21 protein-coding genes and 1 pseudogene are annotated in these 20,374 nt (G+C 69.4%); 10 read left to right on the top strand and 12 right to left on the bottom strand.

From position 1 onward, the window contains the following. Positions 1–232 precede the first annotated feature (232 nt). From ACQP2Y_RS13570 to ACQP2Y_RS13560, 3 genes are all read left to right on the top strand, one after another. Positions 233–1,339 carry a hypothetical protein gene (locus tag ACQP2Y_RS13570; protein ID WP_433727899.1) on the top strand — a complete coding sequence of 369 codons (1,107 nt, stop codon included), beginning with the start codon at positions 233–235 and terminating at the stop codon, positions 1,337–1,339. 70 nt (positions 1,340–1,409) lie between these two features. Further along, the gene (locus ACQP2Y_RS13565) at positions 1,410–2,699 is read left to right on the top strand and encodes a caspase family protein (RefSeq protein ID WP_433727897.1); all 1,290 of its coding nucleotides are present in this window, start codon (positions 1,410–1,412) and stop codon (positions 2,697–2,699) included. Between the two features lie 7 nt (positions 2,700–2,706). Further along, a complete protein-coding gene (locus tag ACQP2Y_RS13560; RefSeq protein ID WP_433727896.1) occupies positions 2,707–3,018 on the top strand; it encodes a hypothetical protein in 312 nt (103 codons plus the stop codon). A gap of 151 nt (positions 3,019–3,169) precedes the next feature. Here the strand turns inward: ACQP2Y_RS13560 and ACQP2Y_RS13555 are convergent, their stop codons facing one another. Genes ACQP2Y_RS13555 through ACQP2Y_RS13545 form a run of 3 tightly spaced genes read right to left on the bottom strand, consistent with a single transcriptional unit; the run spans position 3,170 to position 6,737 of the window. Then, positions 3,170–4,015: a glutamate ABC transporter substrate-binding protein gene (locus ACQP2Y_RS13555; RefSeq protein ID WP_433727894.1), complete on the bottom strand. Its 846-nt coding sequence runs from the start codon at positions 4,013–4,015 to the stop codon at positions 3,170–3,172. Beyond that, entirely contained in the window at positions 4,012–4,668 is a 657-nt protein-coding gene (locus ACQP2Y_RS13550; RefSeq protein ID WP_433727892.1) for a response regulator, read from the bottom strand. The genes ACQP2Y_RS13555 and ACQP2Y_RS13550 overlap by 4 nt, the downstream gene beginning before the upstream one ends. After that, complete coding sequence (locus tag ACQP2Y_RS13545) at positions 4,665–6,737, bottom strand: sensor histidine kinase (protein ID WP_433727890.1); 2,073 nt, start codon at positions 6,735–6,737, stop codon at positions 4,665–4,667. Before ACQP2Y_RS13545 ends, ACQP2Y_RS13550 begins: the two co-directional genes overlap by 4 nt. Before the next feature lie 130 nt (positions 6,738–6,867). Between ACQP2Y_RS13545 and ACQP2Y_RS13540 the strand changes: the two genes are divergently transcribed. From ACQP2Y_RS13540 to ACQP2Y_RS13530, 3 genes are all read left to right on the top strand, one after another. Next, complete coding sequence (locus tag ACQP2Y_RS13540; RefSeq protein ID WP_433727888.1) at positions 6,868–7,476, top strand: hypothetical protein; 609 nt, start codon at positions 6,868–6,870, stop codon at positions 7,474–7,476. 65 nt (positions 7,477–7,541) lie between these two features. Beyond that, the gene (locus ACQP2Y_RS13535; protein ID WP_433727886.1) at positions 7,542–8,126 is read left to right on the top strand and encodes a hypothetical protein; all 585 of its coding nucleotides are present in this window, start codon (positions 7,542–7,544) and stop codon (positions 8,124–8,126) included. 259 nt (positions 8,127–8,385) lie between these two features. Further along, positions 8,386–9,627, top strand: coding sequence for a ricin-type beta-trefoil lectin domain protein (locus ACQP2Y_RS13530; protein WP_433727884.1), 1,242 nt, complete (start codon positions 8,386–8,388; stop codon positions 9,625–9,627). A gap of 460 nt (positions 9,628–10,087) precedes the next feature. Here ACQP2Y_RS13530 and ACQP2Y_RS13525 read toward each other — a convergent pair whose 3' ends face one another. The 3 genes and pseudogenes from ACQP2Y_RS13525 to ACQP2Y_RS13515 all read right to left on the bottom strand — a co-directional run bounded on the left by ACQP2Y_RS13525 (position 10,088) and on the right by ACQP2Y_RS13515 (position 11,471). Beyond that, positions 10,088–10,486 carry a zinc-binding dehydrogenase gene (locus ACQP2Y_RS13525; protein WP_433731929.1) on the bottom strand — a complete coding sequence of 133 codons (399 nt, stop codon included), beginning with the start codon at positions 10,484–10,486 and terminating at the stop codon, positions 10,088–10,090. Positions 10,487–10,719: 233 nt separating this feature from the next. After that, positions 10,720–10,872: pseudogene (locus tag ACQP2Y_RS13520) on the bottom strand (alcohol dehydrogenase catalytic domain-containing protein); the annotation flags it as partial. A gap of 164 nt (positions 10,873–11,036) precedes the next feature. Continuing rightward, positions 11,037–11,471: a hypothetical protein gene (locus ACQP2Y_RS13515; protein ID WP_433727882.1), complete on the bottom strand. Its 435-nt coding sequence runs from the start codon at positions 11,469–11,471 to the stop codon at positions 11,037–11,039. A 437-nt stretch (positions 11,472–11,908) separates the two neighbouring features. Between ACQP2Y_RS13515 and ACQP2Y_RS13510 the strand changes: the two genes are divergently transcribed. Beyond that, the gene (locus ACQP2Y_RS13510; RefSeq protein ID WP_433727880.1) at positions 11,909–12,709 is read left to right on the top strand and encodes an SDR family NAD(P)-dependent oxidoreductase; all 801 of its coding nucleotides are present in this window, start codon (positions 11,909–11,911) and stop codon (positions 12,707–12,709) included. Between the two features lie 41 nt (positions 12,710–12,750). Here ACQP2Y_RS13510 and ACQP2Y_RS13505 read toward each other — a convergent pair whose 3' ends face one another. The 4 genes from ACQP2Y_RS13505 to ACQP2Y_RS13490 all read right to left on the bottom strand — a co-directional run bounded on the left by ACQP2Y_RS13505 (position 12,751) and on the right by ACQP2Y_RS13490 (position 16,920). Then, positions 12,751–13,974, bottom strand: a complete 1,224-nt coding sequence (locus ACQP2Y_RS13505) for an ROK family transcriptional regulator (RefSeq protein ID WP_433727878.1) — start codon at positions 13,972–13,974, stop codon at positions 12,751–12,753. A gap of 390 nt (positions 13,975–14,364) precedes the next feature. After that, positions 14,365–14,955: a hypothetical protein gene (locus ACQP2Y_RS13500; protein WP_433727876.1), complete on the bottom strand. Its 591-nt coding sequence runs from the start codon at positions 14,953–14,955 to the stop codon at positions 14,365–14,367. A 763-nt stretch (positions 14,956–15,718) separates the two neighbouring features. After that, on the bottom strand, positions 15,719–15,952 hold the full coding sequence (locus ACQP2Y_RS13495) for a hypothetical protein (RefSeq protein ID WP_433727874.1): 234 nt from the start codon (positions 15,950–15,952) through the stop codon (positions 15,719–15,721). Positions 15,953–16,368: 416 nt separating this feature from the next. Then, positions 16,369–16,920: a ferritin-like domain-containing protein gene (locus tag ACQP2Y_RS13490; protein WP_433727872.1), complete on the bottom strand. Its 552-nt coding sequence runs from the start codon at positions 16,918–16,920 to the stop codon at positions 16,369–16,371. 104 nt (positions 16,921–17,024) lie between these two features. On the opposite strand from ACQP2Y_RS13490, the gene ACQP2Y_RS13485 reads away from it, so the two are divergent. Then, positions 17,025–17,249, top strand: a complete 225-nt coding sequence (locus ACQP2Y_RS13485) for a preprotein translocase YidC (protein ID WP_433727870.1) — start codon at positions 17,025–17,027, stop codon at positions 17,247–17,249. Positions 17,250–17,935: 686 nt separating this feature from the next. Here ACQP2Y_RS13485 and ACQP2Y_RS13480 read toward each other — a convergent pair. Continuing rightward, the gene (locus ACQP2Y_RS13480; protein WP_433727867.1) at positions 17,936–18,373 is read right to left on the bottom strand and encodes a hypothetical protein; all 438 of its coding nucleotides are present in this window, start codon (positions 18,371–18,373) and stop codon (positions 17,936–17,938) included. Between the two features lie 236 nt (positions 18,374–18,609). Then, a complete protein-coding gene (locus ACQP2Y_RS13475) occupies positions 18,610–19,089 on the bottom strand; it encodes a DUF7144 family membrane protein (RefSeq protein ID WP_433727865.1) in 480 nt (159 codons plus the stop codon). Between the two features lie 78 nt (positions 19,090–19,167). On the opposite strand from ACQP2Y_RS13475, the gene ACQP2Y_RS13470 reads away from it, so the two are divergent. Further along, entirely contained in the window at positions 19,168–19,398 is a 231-nt protein-coding gene (locus ACQP2Y_RS13470; RefSeq protein WP_433727863.1) for a hypothetical protein, read from the top strand. A gap of 225 nt (positions 19,399–19,623) precedes the next feature. After that, positions 19,624–20,370: a hypothetical protein gene (locus ACQP2Y_RS13465; protein WP_433727861.1), complete on the top strand. Its 747-nt coding sequence runs from the start codon at positions 19,624–19,626 to the stop codon at positions 20,368–20,370. Positions 20,371–20,374 lie beyond the last annotated feature (4 nt).

The following is a 20,374-nucleotide window of genomic DNA, read 5'->3' as shown; positions in this document are numbered from 1 at the left end:
GGTATGTGTGGCCCCCGATCGGCTGCGACCTGCCGATGAACGCGCACGGCGCTGAGACGCCCCTGCCACGCTGCCGCCCCGGGCGTGGCACGTCGTCGCGGCGCCGGCGGAACGGTCGCCGCACGCCACCGCAGCGGCCGGCGGCGAAGGATTCGCCGGGTAGCGCTACCAGACCGGCCCGGCAGGCCATCGGGCTACGCGTCGAACCGTACCGATGCATGGAGGCATCCTCATGTCACGAACCGCAACCAACCGATCCGCAACCGGCACCGCAACCGCGAAGCCCGCCGGCGGCGCGTACCCCGCCACCGGCCGCGACGCCGGCCGCACCGTCACCGACCCCACGCCCGACTACTCGCAGGAAGCCGAACGGATGGTGCAGGACCTCGGCGCCGTGCCCGCCACCGGCACCCGCGACGTCGGCCCGGACGTGGCGGCGCCGGCCGGCGCACTGCCCGCCATCGACCCGAACGACCCCGAGCTGCAGCGCAGCCTGTGGGGCACCTTGTTCCAGGTCGTCGGTCCCGCGGTCGTCGCCGCCGTCGACGCGCTAGCCGGCCAGCAACGCGCGGCCGGGCTGCCCGAAGCCGACGCCGACCAGCGCGTGCGCGACCTCACCTCGTTCCTCACCACCATCGGCCCCAAACTGTGGGACCTGGTGCCGGAAGCGATCGAGACGCTGACCCGCACCGCCGCCGAGAACCGCGGCCTGCCCGCGGCCGACGACGACGAGGCCCAGAGCCGCTGGATCTTCCCGTTGATCAGTGCGCTGGCCCCCGTGGTGATCCCCGCGGTGACCGACATGATCAACGGCCTGATCGGCAACCGGGACGTCGGCCCCGACGGGGCGAGCTCCGAGGTCTCGCTGCTGCGGGGCGAGCTCGGTGCGACGGTCGGGCGGGACCTGTTCGGCAGCATTTTCGGTGGCATCGTGCAGGTGCTGCCGACCGTGTTCACCCTGCTCGGCGGCCAGAGCCGGGACACCGGACTGACCCTGGACAGCTTCCCGACCCGCACCTACGACGGCGACTTCATCAACATGGTCGTGTCCGACCTGGGCGACCCCAGCATGATCGAGATCTCGCTGAGCCAGCCGTACAACACCTGGTGGAAGCAGATCGAGCTGATGGCCGGCGACTCGGTGATCCAGGCGATGTGGTGCCAGGACGGCCGGCACGACGACGGACCGGTGCGCATCCCGGTCACCCAGCTGCGCCGCGCCGGGCACTTGCGCTTCTGGAAGGCCAAGTTCTGGGGCGTGCACACCGCGATGTACGACGTGTACGACCTCGACAAGATGGCCGGCAAGTCGCTGCGTTTCGAATGGCTCGACGACTGACCCGCACCGACCGCAGGGAGGGAGCGGAGTCCACGGATTGCGCTCCCTCCCCCTTTTTCGGGAGAGACCCATGGCCACACTTACCCGAACTCTGCGCCGGGGCGTTACCGGTGAGGACGTTCGCGAGGTCCAGCAACTTCTTCAGCAGGCCGGATACGACCCCGGCACCATCGACGGCATCTTCGGCGTCGCGACCGAGGCCGCGACCAAGGATTTCCAGCAGGAACACCACCTGAGCGTGGACGGCGCAGTCGGCCCGCAGACCTACGGGGCCCTCGTCCAGTCGCTCGGCTCCCCGACCGGCACGGTGCAGGGCCGCAGCCTGCACATCGGCCTCAACCGCGTGAACGACAGCGCCTATCCGGGCTTCCGCATCCCGGTGCTGCGCGGCTGCATCAACGACGCCAACGACATGCGGGCCATCGCGCAGTCGCACGGCTTCGTGGCCGCGCCGAACCTGCACGACGGCCAGGCCACGGCGGAGGCGGTCATCGACGCGATCAGCTCGGCGGCCCAGAGCCTGAAGTCCGGCGACATCTTCCTCCTCACGTACTCCGGGCACGGCAGTCAGGTGCCGGACCTGGACGCCGAGGAGTCCGACCACATGGACGAGACCTGGATCCTCTACGACCGGCAACTACTCGACGACGAGCTCTACGCCCTGTGGGGGCAGTTCGCCCCGGACGTGCGCATCCTGATGTTCTCGGACAGCTGTCACAGCGGCACGATGAGCCGGGCCATGGTCCAGGCGACGGAACGCGACGTCGCCGAACGCGACCTGGTGCGGCGCGGTCTGTCCCGCGAGGCGGACCCGGCCGCGGACTTCGCCCCGCCGAGCACCATCCCGCCCGACGAGGTGCAACTCACCCTTTCGCTCGCCGCGACGGTACGGCCGTTGCTCGCGTCCGTGACCGGTGGGCGTACGGGAGCAGAGCTCGAACGAGTCACCGGACAGGTCATCGCGCCGGTGCTGGACCGGATCGGGGCGACCCACCGGGCCCTGTCGACCGAGACCGCGCTGGTCTCGAAACTGCTGCCGGTGGAGGACGCGGCGATCGACTTCCGGCGCCGGTCGAAGCTGTACCGGGCGGCGAAGGCGATGACCCGCCGGTCCGTCCCGCCGGCCGCGTCGATCCTGTTGTACTCCGGCTGTCAGGACAACCAGACGTCGCTGGACGGCACCCGCAACGGCCTGTTCACCCAGAATCTGAAGCTGGCGCTGGCCGAGAACCCGGCCACCTACGCCGACCTGCACCGGTCGGTCTCGGCGAAGATGCCCGGTTCGCAAACCCCGAACATGTCCTGGGTGCCGTTCCGCAACGTCGCGTTCGAGGGCCAGACCCCGTTCGCCATCCAGTGAGGCAGCGATGGACACACTGGCCTGGCTCACCGCCGCGATCACCGACTTCCGTACGCCGGCACCGGACACGGCACCACCCGACGCCGTGGCGTTCCTGGCCGGAGCGTTCAGCACCAGCTTCGCCGGCGAGCCGCTGGTCAACGACCTGGCCCAGGCCGTGGCGCTGCGGTCACTGGGCCGGGCGACGCTCACCGTGGCTGATCAGGCCGAGTTCGCCGGTTTGATTCGCGGGCCGGCGGCGTACCTGCGGCTCAGACGCGAGCAGCTGCTGATTTTGCAGCCGGCCGAACCGCCGGTGCTCTGGCCGGATCCCCGCTGATCAGGGGAAGGGCGGTGCCGAATCGGCACCGCCCGTCCCCTGAGTCCTGCGCCGGTCTGTTCTTGGCCGCTCGCGCTAGTGGTCAGTGGCGCGCAGCACGGCCTTGTACAACTGCCGTGGTCGTCCCCGTATCGCATGCCCCATGAGAAGGTCAGTGATCGCGGCAGGGCTCGACCGCGGGCATGTTCGAGGCGTGCACGCCCGCCCGCCCCAGCGTCTGGTCGAAGGCCTGGCTCCAGCGCCCGTCCTCCTCGGCGTCCGTGATCACGCGTGTGAGGAATTCGCAGAACACCCGATCGCCCTTCGGATAGCCGATCCCGTACGCGTCCTCGGAGAACTTCGGCCCGACCACCGCCAGCTTCGTCGGCAGCTGGGCGACGTAGCCGAGCAGGACGACGCCGTCGGTGGTGACGCCGTCGACCGACCGAGTCAGCAGGCGCTGCACACACTTGGTGTAGGTCGGCTCGGCCACCGGCGCCGTGCCGTACAGCTGCTGCCACTTCACAATCGAGGTCGAGCCGGCGGCTGAGCACACCCGGCCGGCGCCGATCCGATCCGGCCCGGTGATGACGTTGCGGTCGGCCCGCCGCACCAGCAGCTGCTGCCCGGTGCGGAAGTACGGTCCGGCCTGCCCGACCATCGTTCGCCGGCGATCGTTCATCGAGTATGAGGCCACGACGATGTCGACGCGACCCTGAACGAGATAGCTTTCGCGAACCCCGGATGTCGTGGTGACGAACGTGATCTGCTTGCGGCTGAGGCCGAGCTCGGCGGCCACGATGGTGGCGATCTCGACGTCGAAGCCCTCATGGCGGTTGGTCGCCGGGTTGAGGAATCCCAGGCTGGGCTGGTCGGACTTCACCCCGATGCGGATCCGCCCGGCCTGCTGGAGCCGGTGCATGGTGGTGCCGTCAGCGAACATGACGGGCTCCGGGCGATGGCAGGCGGAACCCGCCAGCAGGACGCCGGCGAGGACGACGGCCAGGAGCGGTCTCATTGCGGATCACCGAGACCAGCGTCGCGCGCCCGGGCCACCGCGGCGGCCCGGTCGCTCACGTGCAGCTTGGACAGGATCGCCGAGACGTGGTTGCGCACCGTCTTCTCGGAGAGCGCGAGCCGACGCGCGATCTCGTGATTGCCGCGCCCCTCGGCGAGGAGCTTGAGCACCTGCCGTTCGCGGTCGGTGAGCTCGGGGAACACGGTCGCGGTCCGATCCTGGTCGGCTCCGATGAAGAAGTCGCTGATCCGGTGGGCGACGCCGGTGCCGTACACCGACTCGCCCGCCGCAACCGCGAGAATCGCCCGGGTGATCTCCGTCCGGTCTGCGCCCTTCAGCAGGTAGCCTCGGGCGCCGGCCCGAAGGGCGCCGATCAGCGACTGGTTCTCGTCGTGCATGGTCAGGACGAGCACCTTGATCGTCGGGTGGCGCGCCAGTATCGCGCGCGTGGCCGCGGCGCCGTCCATGCCGGGCATGGTCAGATCGGTGATCACGACGTCGGGCTGGGCGTCGTCGACCAGGGCCAGGAGCTCCCGGCCACCGGCCGCCTCGCCGACGATCTCGATCTCCGCATTGCCGGCGATGGCGGAGACGAGCCCGTAGCGGAACATCGGGTGGTCATCGGCGAGGACGACTCGAACGGGATGGGTCATGACGGCTCCAGCGGCAAGGTGGCGGTGATGATGGTGCCGGTGCTGCCCGATTTGATCTCCAGCCGTCCGCCCAGGTTCTCGGCTCGGCGGCGCATGGAGGTCAGGCCGATGCCGGCGACGGCCGACCGGGTGCCGTGCCCGTCGTCGGCGACCACGATGCGCAGCGCGCCGTGGGGCACGCCGACGCTCACCCGCACCTGGCGGGCGCCGGCGTGCCGGGCGACGTTGGTGAGCGCCTCGGTAGTGATCCGGTACGCGGCGTTCTCGACGTCGGCCGGCAGGACGGGCAGGACGGAAGTGCTCAGCGACACCGGGACCTTGGAGGAGATCGTGGCGGCGTGCCGGCGGATCGCCTCGGACAGCGTCATCGTGTCGAGCGCGGCCGGGCGCAGGTCGTCGAGGATGCGGCGGACCTCCGCCAGTGCGACCGCGACCTCGTCCTGGATCCGGCGCAGCAGGGGGCTGCGGTCGGTGTCGGCCAGGGCTTCCAGGCCGAGACCGATGCCGGAGAGCGAGGGGCCGAGGCCGTCGTGCATGTCGGCGCGGAGCCGGTCGCGTTCGGCCTCGGCCGCCGTGACCACCCGGTCCCGTTCCGCCTCCAGTTGCTCGGCGAGCTGATAGGCCCGGACCACCAGAGCCATTTGCAGGGCGAGCACGGCCAAAAGCCGTACGTCGGCGGCGGTGTAGGTCTCGCCGGGCCGGCGCGGCAGCACCCGGACCTCGCCGAGCGCCGCGCCGCCGAACTGCAGGGGCAGATTGGTGGTGGGGGTCGCGTCCTCCTCCGCGCCGACCCCGGCCAGCCGCCGGCCGTCGACACCGATCAGGCTGGCGCCCGGCGCGTGCACGGCGGCTACGAGACTGGCGAGCGCCGCGTCCAGCGGTTCGCCCTGGCCCGTTCCTGCGACTCGCTCGCCCAGCGAGGTCAGCGCCCGGATCGGGTCGCTCCGGTGGCCGTAGAGGAGACGGTCGGCGGCGCGTTGCAGCCGGTCCCGCGCGGGTGTGAGCGCGAGCGCCACGCACGCGGCGGCGATCACGCCGAGAAGCGGCCGGCTGTCGAGCGCGGCGCCGACGACCGCGCCGACAGCGGCCGTGACGCCCAGATACGCGGCCACCACGACCGACGTGTACATGCCGTAGACCAGGCCGCGCCGCAGCACGGTCTCGATGCCGAACAGGCGGTAGCGCAGAACGCCGACCGCCACGGCGATCGGGACCAGCAGCAGCGGCAGCAACATCAGGACGTTGGCGAACGTGGCGGTGACGAAGAACGACGCCGCGAGGAACGGCATCACGACGCAGATCAGCAGCGCCAACTGCTGGCGGCGGGGGAACTGCGCGCGGAAGAGCCGCATGACGGTACCGACCCAGATCACGATCATCGAGATCACCAGCAGTGGGGTGAACACCCAGGAGCTGAACCGGCTCCACTGAGCCCACACCGCCGGCAGAGCGGGAATCGTGGCGTCCACGTCGGTCGAAAGAAAAACGGTGAGGTCGTAGACGCGCGGACCGGGGACCAGGAGGTCGGCCAGCCGCTCGGGGAAACGGGGCACCATGCCCCAACCCGACGCCGAGCCGGGATCGACGACCGGGAACGGGATGCAGAGCATCAGGACGACGATCGACACGGTGGCCGTGCCGACCGGCCAGCGCCACCACGCGCCCGGCAGCCGGCCGTCCGGGTAGAGGGCCAGCAGCAGGGTCGGCGGGATGAGCCAGCCGGGCAGGTACAGAGCCGGCCCGAAGTACGCGCCCCACGACGGCGAGCTGCCGAGCAGGCCGTAGCCGCTGTATGCGGTGATACACACCGCCGCCGCCTGGGACAGGCCCACCCCGAGAACCGACCAGCCGACCGCGTTTCGCGGACGGATCCAGGCAAGCACCGCGCCGGTGATCGACCAGACCAGCGCCAGCACGCCGCAGGCCAGAACGAAGACCGGCCCGGTGAACGGCTCCGGCGCGAAGAACCAGGTCTCCTCGCTCGGCCGCACGATCTTGCCCCACGCCAAGGCGACAACGACGATCGAGGACGTCGCTGCCGCTGCCGCACCGAACCTGGCGAACCTCACCCCGCCAGTCTGTGCTCGACGCAGGCCACCTTCCAGTACGAATGTCCCGTCCGGACGGGCAATCGTCCCGGCTCACCCGGGACGGTGACCCCGCGGTCCCGCGCCGGCCACCGGGCGCGACGCCCGGCCGGTGCGGGACGCCCGTCTCATGCGCCCGGCCGCATGGGCGGCGCACTGTCACAGGCAACCGCAACCCCTGGAAACCATCGAAGGAGCGCAGCTCATGAACATCTCCTCCACCACCGCACGCATTCTGCTGGCCGCCGGCGTGGCTGCCGGTGCGCTGGCCGCCGTCTCGGCGACCCAGAGCTCGGCCGAGGCCGCGGCGTCGCCCGGCGCGGTGTTCCGTCGCGCGGCCACGAACGTGGACCTACCGACAACCGGTGGCCCGGCCAACACGGTCGTCTCAATACCGCTGCCGGCGGGTGACTGGGTCGTCCAAGCCAAGGCCAACGGCGTCTACTTCGGGCGGCCCGAGGACTACATCCGCTGCGGCATCTTCTTCAACTTCCGGCCCATCCCGGCCTCGGTGGGCAGCACCATTCACCTGGGCACACACCTCGGCGGCGGTGGAACCTACGTCGGTCCGCTGGCCAATGTCGCCGTGGTGCACACATCGACCTCCGGCTTTGTCCAATTGATGTGTTCACACGACCGCACTGTTCTGGCGGGAATGCCGGTGCCCTACGTCGAGGACGCGGCTCTACTCGCTACCCGCCCAGGTGTGATCGACGGTTGACTTCCGCTCGGCGCGGGCGGTCCGACCGCCGCCCGCGCGGGCGCCAGGACATTCGGGAGGACCTGATGGACAACGCCAAGCTCGTGCCCGCCACCCCCGTCGACCTGCTGGTCGTCATACGGGAACGCCGGGAGCGCACCGACACCTACCTGCGCTCAGCCGGCGCCCGCCGACGGCTGTTGGTCAACGTCACCCTCGTCGCCGCCGCGTTCGCGACCTTCCTGACCGCTGCCCCGGCGTTCGGCGGCCAGTCGTTCGCGAAGTGGCTGACCGGCGTCTTCGGCCTGTCGTCACCGGCGTGGCAGCTGCTGTGCGCCGCCGCGGCGGTCTGTTCCCTGGCGGCGACGATCGCCACCCAGTTGCTGAACTCCCACCAGCTCGACGAGCGCGTGGCGGCCGCGCAGACCGTCCGAGCGCAGCTCGAAACCCTCGAGATCCGCGCCGGTCTACGCCAGATCGGCCCGGCCGAGGCAGTCGCCGAGCTCATCAAGTGCGTCGACGGCGCTGCCTTCGTATGGCCGTCGTCGCCTCGCCCAGCCCGCGCCACGGGCCGCGCGACAGTCCTTCAAATCCCCCGCGCGAGCTGCACGTGCGGATCGGCTCAACGATCCAGCCGGGCCCCGGACGACCACGCGCCAGCCACGCCGTGACAAACGTGCGGCCCGCTGGGCTGGCGGCAGCCTGTGGCCGTCCGACGAGCAGCACGCGATGTCAGCCGGTCAACGTGAATCGGCCGGCCCAGGCACGCGGACAAGGGCCCAAGGAACGAGGAGTCGTCCTGGAGGGGATCACTGGGGCTCATCTTCCAGCTGCTGGAACGGTTCCGGAACCGGTTTCGCTTGACTGACGCCAATCGATCTAACAAGACTGTTAACACATGTAACACCTCTCCCCCGGAGGGCATCCCCCATGCGAAAGTCCAGGTTCCTCATCGCCGCGGCAGCCGTCGTGGTGACACTCAGCGGCGGCCTCGCCGTCGTATCACGCGGCGACACAGCCGAAGCAGCCGTGGTCTGGAACGAAGAGTTCAACGGCGGCGCCGGCACCGGCGTCGACTCGTCGAAGTGGAACTTCGACACCGGCGGCAGCGGCTTCGGCAACCAGGAGCTGCAGTACTACACCAGCGGCACCAACAACGTCGCCATGGACGGGCAGGGCCACCTGGTCATCACGGCTCGTAAGGGCAGCGGCGGCCACAACGACTGTTGGAACGGCACCTGCCAGTTCACCTCCGGCCGGATCCAGACCGCCGGCAAGTTCACCCAGCAGTACGGCCACATCGAGGCCCGTATCCAAGTCCCGAACGGCTCCGGCCTCTGGCCCGCCTTCTGGATGCTCGGCGGCGGCAACTGGCCGGCCGACGGCGAGATCGACATCATGGAGGTCGTCGGCCGGGACCCCAACCGGCTGTTCGGCACGCTGCACGGTCCCGGCTACTCCGGCGGCAGCTCGTACGGCAACACCCTCGTCGCCGGCTCGCCGTGGTACCAGGCCTTCCACAACTACGCCGTCGACTGGTCGGCGAACCTGATCGTCTGGACCGTGGACGGCCAGGAGTACTTCCGGGCCACCCCGGCCTCGCTGTCGGCCGCCAAGGGCAACGTGAGCTGGGTCTTCAACCACCCGTTCTTCATCATCCTCAACCTGGCGGTCGGCGGTAACTTCGGCCAGGGCAACCCCGCCGGGCTGCCCGCCGAGAGCCGGATGTTGATCGACTACGTGCATGTCAGCACCTCGAACACCGGCCCGACCACGCCGCCGCCCAGCGGTGGCACCGCGCTCAAGTCGAGCCTCAGCGGCCGCTGCATCGACATCCCGGGTGCCAACCCGGTGGACGCCGCCCGGCTGCAGACCTACGACTGCAACGGCACCGCCGCGCAGCAGTGGTCGTTCAACAGCGACGGCAGCGTCCGCGCGCTGGGCAAGTGCATGGACGCCGCGGCCGCGGGCACCGCCAACGGTACGGCGATCCAGCTCTACACCTGCAACGGCACGAACGCGCAGAAGTTCACCCTCTCGGCAGCCGGCGACCTGGTCAATCCGGCCGCCAACCGCTGCGTGGACATCGTGAACCGGGGCACCGCCAACGGCTCGCAGCTCCACCTCTGGGACTGCTCCGGCGCGAGCAGCCAAAAATGGACACGGGCTTGAGTCATCGGTAAGCGCCGGAAAGGTCAGCAGGTTCCCGCCTGCTGACCTTTCTGGTCCATCGGCTCAAGGCCGTGACCTGGGGACAGATCCGCACCCGCGAGACCGGTCACGGCCGCAATGAGACCTGCACCGTCAAAGCCGTCACCAGGCACACGCCCGGTGGTATCGCGTTCCCGCACGCCCAGCAAGCCGTCCGAATCACCAGCACCATCGGTGCCAGGACCAGCCGCGAGACCGCCCTACCGGAGTGTCGGTGACCTCACAGCGCTCTTGACGCCCCGCGTATCCCAGGTCCCGCGCGGCCCGTCGCCGCGGGAACCGGCATGGAGGGTGGCGAACCCCTTCAACGACCAGCCCGAGCGGCAGAACGTCGCCCAGGACCGCGCCTGCTTCCCCCGAAGGTTCGCCAGGCCAGAGCGGCCCCGAGGGTCGCAGAGCCGCCTCGCCGTTTGGCCAGTCCTTATGGACGCACGAGAATGACCGTCTTGCCCTTGGTCCGCTCGGTCGGATTGAGAGCGGCGACGGCATCGTCGAGTGTTGCAACGGTGCCGATGTTCGTCCGCAGCCGTCCGTCGCGGACGCGCTGGACGACCTCATTCAGCTGGACCCGGTCAGCCTCGACGACGAAGTCGACGGCCAAGCCGCCGGCGGGCCGCGCCTCGGGCGGCCCCACGATCGACACCAGTGTGCCTCCAGGTCGGATCAGACGCACGGATCGCTTCTGGATGTCTCCGCCGATGACGTCGAAAACCAGGTCGACACCGCCCACGTCTTCCAGCGCGTCGTTCTCGAGGTCGACGAACTCCTGCGCGCCGAACTCGAGGGCCTTCTGCCGGTCGGCCGCGCGTCCGGTGCCGATGACGTACGCGCCGACTCACGTGCCAGTTGCGTCACCATCGTCCCGACCGCGCCGGCCGCGCCATGCACCAGCACGCTTTGCCCCGCCCGGAGGCGGCCGTGCTGGAACAGTCCCTGCCACGCCGTCAGACCCGAGATCGGCAGGCTCGCGCCCACCGTGAAGTCGACGTCGCCAGGCAGCGGCGCCAGGTTGCGGGCCTCGACGGCCACATACTCCGCGAGGGTGCCGTCGCGATGCCAGTCCGTGAGGCCGAACACCCGCTGCCCCACCGACAGCCCCGTCGTGCCATAACCGAGGGCTCTGACCACTCCGGCCATCTCATGCCCGGGGATCGACGGTGTCCGGTCCCGGTCACGGCGATCAGTCCAGGTCGAAGGCCACGCCATCTCGGTCGGGACGAATCCCGACGCATGAACCTCGACAACGACGTCGTTGATTGCTGCCGCCGGCATGGGGCGCTCCACCAGCGTCATCCCGGCCGTTCCGGCAGCCTGGTCCGTCACCACGATCGCTTTCATAGGATCGTCTCCTCGATCATCTACGCAGTTACTTATGCGAAGGCCGATGCCCATCCGGTATAGCCGGGCGGTAATTCTCCACGGAGCAGACGGATGAAGGCGTGGCCACATGCCAACAATGGGTCAGTAGGCGGGTCGGAGTGAAACGACTCCTGTTCGCCTCCCGTGCCGAAGGAATTCACGAGAGCCTTCGGGATGGCCGGAGACCACTCGCGCAGCTGCCGGAGGACCCGCTCGGACAGGTCGAGCACCACCGCGACACGCTCGGATTCCGTTCCGAGATGGTCATCCAGACAGGATGACACGCATCCCATGAAGCCGGCCGTGGCTTGCGCCTCCCAGTCAGCACAGGCATCAATGAGCCACGCCGGGGGCGCGGAGATCCGTTCGGCCTCTTGCGCCAGCAGGTAGAGCCACACTTCTGCCTGGTAGTCGCGGACCCAGAAACCGGACTCCCGGTAGTCCACGTACGAGCTGCCCACACGAAAAGTAGATCAGCCGGGCGGCAGTCGGTCGCCACTGGGTAAGCCGTCGGCAGAACCTTCGGTTAGGTCGCCGCGCCAGGTACGGAGGCTACCGACTTCCAAAAGTCAACGGCCGCAATGGCGCGCTCCCATGGATCGTTGACATCGTCATCGCTCCCGTGACTTCTCCGCGCAACGTCCCAGGAGGTAGCTCGTAGAGCGCCGCCCCGCACGGGAGACAACGCGCTGTCGTGCCGACGATCGCTTTGTGGGCGGCATGCGTGGATGTCGCGAAGATAGTGTTCTAGCGAGGGCCTCTGTCGATAGTCGATCTCGTGCGGTGTAGGCCGCCGAGGGCGGTCGACATGCTCGGCTCGGGTTTCGGCGCCCAGGTCGGCCTGAGTTGCGGAGAATGGCGGCAACGATCCGGAGGAACGGTGATGCGGCGGTTCGAGGGCAAGGTCGCGTTCGCCACGGCGGCGGCTCAGGGCATTGGGCAGGCCGTCGTCCGGCGGATCGCCGCCGAGGGCGGCGCGGTGGTCGTCACGGATCTGCAGCAGGGCGCGGCGGCAGAGTTGGCCGACGAACTCGGCACTGAGCACGCGCTCGGGGTCAAGGTCGATGTCACCTCACGCGCCGACATCGACGCCGGGATCGCCGCGGCGGTCGGGCGGTTCGGCCGGCTCGACCTGGTGGTGAACAACGCGGGCGGCTGCATCGTCACCTCGATGCCGGAGGACACCTCGGCCGAAGACTGGCACCGTCAGCTCGACTTCACTCTGCTCAGCGCCGCCCGTTGCATCCAGGCGGCCATCCCGCACCTGGTGAAGAACCGCGGCAACGTCGTCACGATCAGCTCGGTCAACGGTATCGCCGCCTTCGGCAACGTGGAGTACGCCGCGGCGAAGGCCGGTCAGATCGCGATGTCCCAGAACTACGCCGCCCGATACGGTCCGCTCGGTGTGCGCTTCAACGTCGTCGCCCCCGGCACCGTCCGGACACCGAACTGGGAGTCCCAGCCGGGCGCGCTGGAGAACCTCACGTCGATGTACCCGCTCGGCCGCGTCGGCGAGCCGGAAGACATCGCCGCGGCGGTCGCCTTCCTCGGCTCCGACGACGCCGCGTGGATCACCGGCCACACCCTGCCCGTCGAGGGTGGCGTGCTGACCGGCCCCCACCCGATCGACCTGAGGCCGCCCGACACCCTCCATCTCCGGGGCATCCGCACACCGGCGAAGTAGTGAGCCGCGGCGGGCTGATCATGCGCAATGCGCCGCGCCGGTCAGGGCGAATCGATGACGATGGACGAATTGCCGTCCAGGCCCAGCACCTTCTGGTGGACCATGTCCAGGCCGGAAAGCAACGCACCGTGCAACACGGGATCGGTACGCACGGCCGTGGTCACCACCTTGGGCGCGACCGGCACCATGCGGGCAACCGCCAGTTCGACTCGTCGGGCCAGCGTCTGTCCGCCGGCCCGACCCACGTCGCCGGCGAGGATCACCAGTGCCGGGTCGAGCGCGGCGCTGAGTCCGCCGATGCCCAGGGCCACCCGCCGGGCCAATTCCTCGAGAACCGGCGCCCCGGCCGGGCCCATCGCCGAGGCCCGGCGTACGGCGGCGGCGGCGCTGCCGGCCACGATCCCGCCGTCGCGCGCGATCTCCAGGACGTTCGCGGCGCCCACCAGGAACTGGAACGAGCCACCCAGGGAGCCGTCCCTCATGGTGGTCATCTCCGCGGGCGCCCCAGGAACCGGCATGAACCCCAGCTCACCGGCGGCACCGGTAGCGCCCCGATAGATGACACCACCCATCACCAGGGCCAGGCCGATCCCACGGCCCAGCGAGACCAGCAGAAAGTCTGCGACGCCGGCGGCCGCGCCCAGCCGCGCCTCGGCGAGCGCGGCAGCGTTCGCGTCGTTCTCGAACGCCACCGGCCGACCCAGACGCTCACGTAGGGCATCCACCAGCCCTTCACGCCAATCGCGCAGATCCCAGGAGAACCGCAGGTCGCGCGTGACCGGGTCGACCAGGCCGGGAACACCGACGACGATCTGTCCGACCCGGCCCAGCGGCACACCGGCTTCCTCCATGGTGGTCTGCACGGCGAGGCAGACCGCCGCCGCCGGATCGCCCGAAACGACGTCGAGCTCGACACGGCCCGCGACTCGCCCGGTCATGTCCACGGTCGCAGCCACGATTCGGTCAGGGTCGACGTCGAGGCCCACGGCGTAGCAGACGTCCGGGACCAGGGCGTAGTTCACGGCGTTGGGGCCGCGCGAGCCGTCGGTGGTGCCGACGCTCGTCACCAGGCCCCGTGTCTCCAGCCGCTCGATCAGGCTCGAAGCGGTCACCTTGGACAGGCCGGTGAGCTGCGCGATCCGGGCGCGCGTCACGCTCCCCTCGGCGAGCAGCGCCCGGAGTGCGGCCTGCTCGTTGAGTGCCCGGAGCAGACCGGGCCGGCCCGGACCGTATTGCCGATCCGGCGCCGGCTCGCCTGCGCTCATCGTTTGAACCTAACACTTCGGACATCACCCGCGACCAGACCCGAGCCAGGGCCTTCGCCGGCGAGCATCGAACGCACGGACCGCGGATCCGGGACGAGCCGTGCTGCAGGCCCAGGCCGACGATGTCCACAAGTCCGCCGACCTGACCCGCGTGCCAGGTCCCGTCGGGCCGGGCTACCTGGCCGGCTCCAACGGCCGACAACGGACGCACGCCATGCGAATCCTCGGCGTGCCGTGGATGGTCGCGGAAGTCGGCGTAACCGCCGTGCCGGTGCTGTCGCGCAAGGCGGGCCTGGACGACGGCGGCATGTCGCTCCGTTCGGAGCGTGGCTCGTGCCTGCACACCCAAGAGGCACGACCTCACGCCGTCCTCCCTGCGAACGCGCCCGGTCACCCGGTGACCGGTCCGCCCGGCAGGATCGCGCCGTGCAGGTGCCGGAAACCCAGCCGGCTGAAGTCCTGGCGTTCCACCTCGGCGGCGGGCACCCGGACGAGCTCACCGGCCGAGGGTTCGTAGAACACGGCGCCCTCGGGGTCGTGGCCCACGAGCAGCACGTAGTGGCGCGGGATCAGGTCACCGATGAGCATCGGGACCGGGTAGCCCTGCTCCGCCGCGGCCAGCGACCGCCGGAGCACGGCATCGGCGAGAGCTGGCAGCGTACGCGCCACGGCGATCCAGCGGTACCGGACGCCGAGACCCCCGGGCTGCCGGTTAAGGATCTCGGTCAGCCCCCACGGCGGGGTGCCGGCGGTCTGCGGCCAGAGGACGTCCGTCTGGTCGTGGATGCTCTGTTCCTCCACCCGCAGCCGGTGCCGGAACCGGCTGCCGGACTCCTCCTCGCCGCCGGGCCGGCCGTCCGTCGTCAGGTCGAACGCGTAGATCGGGTCCACCCACGCCCGGGCGGCCAGGATCGTCGTGGGACCGCAGGTGGTGTCGTCGTACTGGCTGACGGTGCCGCACCGGCCCGGTCCCGTCCGCATCGATCAGCTGCAACCGGGTCCTCAGCCAGCTGCGGTCCCGCCGGGCCAGCAGGGCGGCGAACGTGGCCAGCTCGGCCACCGGGTGCCCGGCCGCGAAGGCCCGGGTCAGGTACAGCTGTGCCGGCGGTGCGGCGGAGGTGAGGATCACGTCGAGCTCGGCCCGCTGTTGTCCGGACAGGTCCGCACGCCCGAGCAGTGCGCGGGCGAGGTGCGCCCGGCTGAGCAGTTCCCCGCCGTCCACAATGACGCCCGGGTAGCCGGACCGGGCCGCCGCCTCCGCGAGGTCCGCCGCCGACGCCAGCCTGACGGACGGGCCCACCAGTTCGGCCGTCACCGGTGCGGCGGCGCCGGCCAGCACGGCCAGCAGGAGCAACAACATCTTCGCGGTGTGCCCGGCGCCGTTCTGTCGCTGGGAACGCACGGCGCCTCCTCGGTTTCCGCACTGCTGCACGACCCGCGCACCGACGGCTACCCGGTCGATCGCCCGATAGGCGTGCCTGCGAAATCGGGCACGATCCGGAAGGATCCGCGATTGCCGCGGCCCTCGGTGCATGATCGGTTCGCGTCGAGGCATAACCATCGCCACTGGCACCTGACGGTGACCTTGGGGGGATCATGCGGACCAGAGCACCGTTGGAGGACCTCGACGCCATCGCCGAGCTGTATGTCACGACGCGGGAGCAGCGGCCGCGGCCGAGAGAGCCCGGCTCCGCGAGGAGATGATCAGCGCGGCGCTGCCGTTCGCCGGCCGGCTGGCCCGGCGCTACCGCAACCGCGGGGAGCAGACCGAGGACCTGGCCGGGTGCCCGGTGTACGCGGCGGTGTGCGCACCGCCGGCGCCGACGAGAGTGATCGACACGTCGTCCGCGCCCGGGATACTGCGCCGCGCCAGGTCAGCCACCTTGGTCAAGGCCGTGGCGACGTCCGTTTTTCTGAAGTTGATCCGCCCAAGTTCGGCGAACGCGTCGGTCGGCTCGGTGGGTCGCGGGTCTGTCATGGAAGGCGTCCTTCCGACATGCCGCCGCACGGGGGTGAGGTGCGGGGCTGAAGCTCGGGTCACTGCAGGACCACGTTCATGTGGTCCGGGACGCGCCGCTTCTTGACGCTGGCTCGCCGACGTGGGGCACCGGCCGCAGACGGCCCTGCATACCCGGTGCAGTGTCGGTGAAACCAGCTGCCGGGCGGTGCCGGCAGCGACGCTCATCCGGAACGAGTCCAGGGTGAGCCCACCACCATTCCTGAGGCCAACGCGCGACCTACCCACGGCGACGCCGCCGGGTATCAGCCGGCACGCTCCTTGCCCGACGAACCGCTCAAGCCCCAGGACTGAGGTGGCGGAAGTCGGTGACCCGTACACCGGCCTTCGCCTGCGGCAGCCCGGCGCCCTCGGCGTCGGGCCGCCGGCATTGCTGATCAGCTCGTCGCGTGCGGCGCCGCCCTGCCACCGGCCGCTGCGATCTCTGTGGCCGACCCGCTGTCGCGAACCATCTCGAGCAGCAGCTCGTGGATCAGCCGCCCGATCGTCGCGGCGGTCTCCTCGTCCTGCTCGGCGATCATGGTCAGGATCCGCGCCGCCTCGAGCTGACCCAGCAGGACGGCCTTGTCGATGAGCGAACCGTAGGTCGCGATCTCGTTGTGCTCGATCTTCAGGTTGGCGAACAGGGTCGTCACGGTCAACAACTCTGGAGCGGGATCCTGCTGCCGGAACAGGTCGAGCTCGTGCCGGATGCCCTCCAGCGCCGGGCAGCTCAGAGCCTGCGGCTGAGCATCGAACAGCGAGAACACCTGCTCCAGGCCCCGGAGCTGCGCGCGGGTCTCCTCGGCGTGCCGGGTGAGCACGGCACCCGCCCGCTCGTCGACGACCTCGCCGGCGCCCTGCTCGAGGATCTGTAGGGCGGTGCGCTCGCCGGCATACGCCCGCGACAGGTCGAACAGGAAGGCGTCCTCGGGGCTAGGCACGGTCATCGGGTGCTCCTTCGGCCGGGATGGTGGAACGCCCGCCTACCCCAATGGTGCGTACCGTAACGAGGTGCCTGCATGAAGCGCTGTCGCACGGGTACGCGCACGCCATGACGACAAATCAAGGAAATCGCAACGGCGAACTGCCCATCGACACGGCCGTCAAGCAGGAGGACGGTGCCCCGCTCACCCAGGTCGAGACCGATCGCCGGCCGGCCGGCCTGCCGGAGAGCGACATCGTCACCGAACCAGACGGCTCGGGCACGGCAGGCGGCGCCTCGGGAAGCAGCGGTGGCGGCTCCAGCATGCCGGGCCACCCTGACGCCGCCCGCTGATGAACAGCAAGGAGTTGCCATGAGCATCAACCCGGAGGCACTCGGCAGTCCGCCGGACGATGCGGACGAGTGCCCGCGCTGCGACCCGTAAGCCGCGGGCGAAGAACCGGGCGGGCCCGACAGCTGCGACGAGGACCCGACCCGACCCGTCACAGCCGGTAAGACCGACTTCGCGGTGCAGTCACGTGTTCGGCGCGCCGACGACCTCACACTGAGCCGAACGATCGCATGGTGAGTCGGTGCGTGGGTAGCCGGTCGGCATCGACGTCGAACGGTTTCTGCCGCGTGTCGGCCCCTACAGCACTGCGCCGTAGACTCGCGCCCCGGACGAATCGAGGTCATGCCCAGTTTCACGACCGAGCCCTTCGTCCTACTGAGGCACGTCAGCCAAGCCTGTTAATTTCACAGCCGGTGACATACACGTTGTCCGGCCCTGGCCGGGGGCGCTGCGATGCGGCGGCGGGCGGACGCGAAGCCGCAGTGCACTTACCTGACTCCCCTATATCAACCATGAGGATTGTTTCTTAGGTGTGCCGGCCATGGGGACCAGGTCGGTCGCGCCAGATTTCGGAGTCACCCCACGTATCCTCACGGCCCGTCTCGGGCCGTTGGCGCCGGTGACCACGTGAAAACCCGAACAATGTCTGCCAACCGCCCCGGCCCCGGTAGCAGTTGCCTAGAACCGATCAGGCGTACGTCTTCTCGTAAGAGCTACAGAAGACCTCCCTGTTCGTGCTCGACTCGTAGGTGCACGCCCTGATCCAGAGACTGGAACCCTCGAGAAAGTTCTTGTTGCATCGCCCTCCGGTGTCCTTGCCGTGGGTCTGGATGCAGTAGCCCTCCCGGTAGAGCGAGCCGTCCCGATAGTTGAGCCAGTGCAGGGCGACCGAGTGTCCGTCGGACTTGCTGTCCGCCGCGTAGAGGATGTCTCCGGCCGCCGCAAAGCAGCCCGTGCCGGGATTGAGATCGTGGTCCTCGACATACACGCAGGCAGTGGGGTTGGTGATGGAGCCCGTCGCGGGGGCGTAGTCACGCTCGATCGCCGGCGCCGCGGAGGCCGGGATCGTGGTGGCCAGCACCATGGCAAGGCCGATACCGACGGCTGACAGGGCTTTGCGGATCATTCGTTACACACTCCACACTAGAGGGATTAACAGTATGCAAGACGAGCGCCACCGCTGGGCCGGCTCGTCGTGCCTGGCGACGTCTGACACGCCTGCGACGGGCGTCAGGGTGATGCTGTCCGTCCGGTACGCCCACATGGCGATTTCGATCCCGGCGGGCCCCACGGCTCCGACGAGGGACTCCAAGCCAGAGCCGTCATAGCGGGTGAGACCCGTACCGGCGTACGGCGTCTGAATCACCTCACCCTGGGCTGCAGATCCGTCTCCTCGACCAACCTCCCTGCGCTGCGCGGCGTGCCGCCGGCAGCATTCCGCAGGCCGGGCAGGTCGTCGCGGTCCTGCGACCACCGGGCCGTCAACGCGAACAGCATCGCTGTGTCCAGCCCGATCATCAGCGACGCCCATATCGTGTACGCGTCGAGCCAGGCAACCTGTGAGGTGGCATGCAGGAGGATCAGCACGATCGCCGCGATCCGCGCCCACGTTCGCCGGGCGAACACGCTGGCACCGATGGCGATCAACAGCACGCCGGACAGCAGAACTGTCCATCCCCAGGCGGTCACGTTGTCGACGACGACGTTGTCGGAGAACTGCACCACTTCATTGTCCGAGATCAACGCCACGACACCCCGCGCGACGTTCAGCATGCCGACCAGTCCGAGCAGCGTGCCGGCAAAGGAGATCCAACCGGCCCATGCCTTGTCGACGTCGGCCATCGGGGTTCCTCCCATGCGTTATGGATCAGTTGAGGCCATCCCACCCGCCTCCGGCGCCGGGCGGCTCATCCGGCACGGATGACGCTTGGCACCGGCGCGCACCCCGAAGACGGTTCACTTTCCACGGACGCGTATCGACCGAGACCAACAGGACCCACAGGCACTTTCGCGGGCTTCAGCCTGATCGAGCCTGCCGGCGGCGAGGTCGTCGCCGAGTTCTTCGACATCGGGCTGTCCCGCTCGCTGCCATGGGAAGCGCCGACCCAAAGCGCTGCGCCTGCTCAACACGATCAAGAGCCCGGCACGTGACTTCGAGGCAGTCGTCATCGGCGAGCCACAACGCGCCTTCTACGGCAGCCAGTTCGGCATGATGTTCCCCGTCTTCATTCACTACGGTGTCGGCCTCTGGGTGCCGGAGGTAGGCGGCGCGATCGACCCCGGCAGCGACGCCCACGATCTCGTCATGGCGCTCTACGGCGGCATGAGCAAGGCCGAGCGCAACCGCATCAGATTCGCGTTCGATAAGGTCAGGCGATGTTCAGTGCCGGTGACCGTGATTCCATCCGAGGCCGTTTGCTCGATCTGGCGGACCGCGATCCTGCTGTGGTTGGTGCTGCGATCACGGGTTCGGAGGCCGTCGGCAGCGGTGACCGATGGTCGGACATCGACCTCGCATTCGGGATTGATGGTTCGGTTGACGAGGCCATGCGACGTTGGACCGATTCGCTATATGACGACTTCGCCGCGGTGCATCACTGGGACCTGTCGTCGGGCCCAACGACGTACCGCGTCTTCCTGCTGGCCGGGCTCCTCGAAGTGGACCTCGCATTCACCCCGAGCGCGGATTTCGGTCCTCGCGGTCCGAGCTGGCGTACCGTGTTCGGCGACCCAGCCGTCTCGTTCCCTGCTGCCGTCCCTGACCGGGATACCCTTGCAGGCCTGGCGTGGCATCACGCCCTGCACGCCCGGGTGTGCCTTCAACGCGGTCGGCTCTGGCAGGCGGAGCACTGGATCGGCGCCCTCCGCGGTCAGGTGATCGCCCTGGCTTGCGTGCGGCTCGGCTTGCCCGCCAGTAACGCGAAGGGCGCCCACCTGCTGCCCGCTGAGGTGACGTCCTCTTTGGCCGCCACTCTGGTCCGTACGCTCGACCATGCCGAGTTGCACCGTGCACTTCAGGCGGCGGCCATCGCGCTCGCAGCTGAGTTCGAACGCACCGATCCCGCTCTGTTCGCCAGACTCGATCCAGTTCTGACCGAGTTACGCGTGAGCGGTCGTCGCTGAGTTA

It is taken from the genome of Actinoplanes sp. CA-051413 (assembly GCF_050955795.1).
Lineage (GTDB): Bacteria > Actinomycetota > Actinomycetes > Mycobacteriales > Micromonosporaceae > Actinoplanes.
The sequence above is the reverse complement of the archived record's forward strand: the minus strand, read 5'-3'. Positions and strand labels throughout refer to the sequence as shown.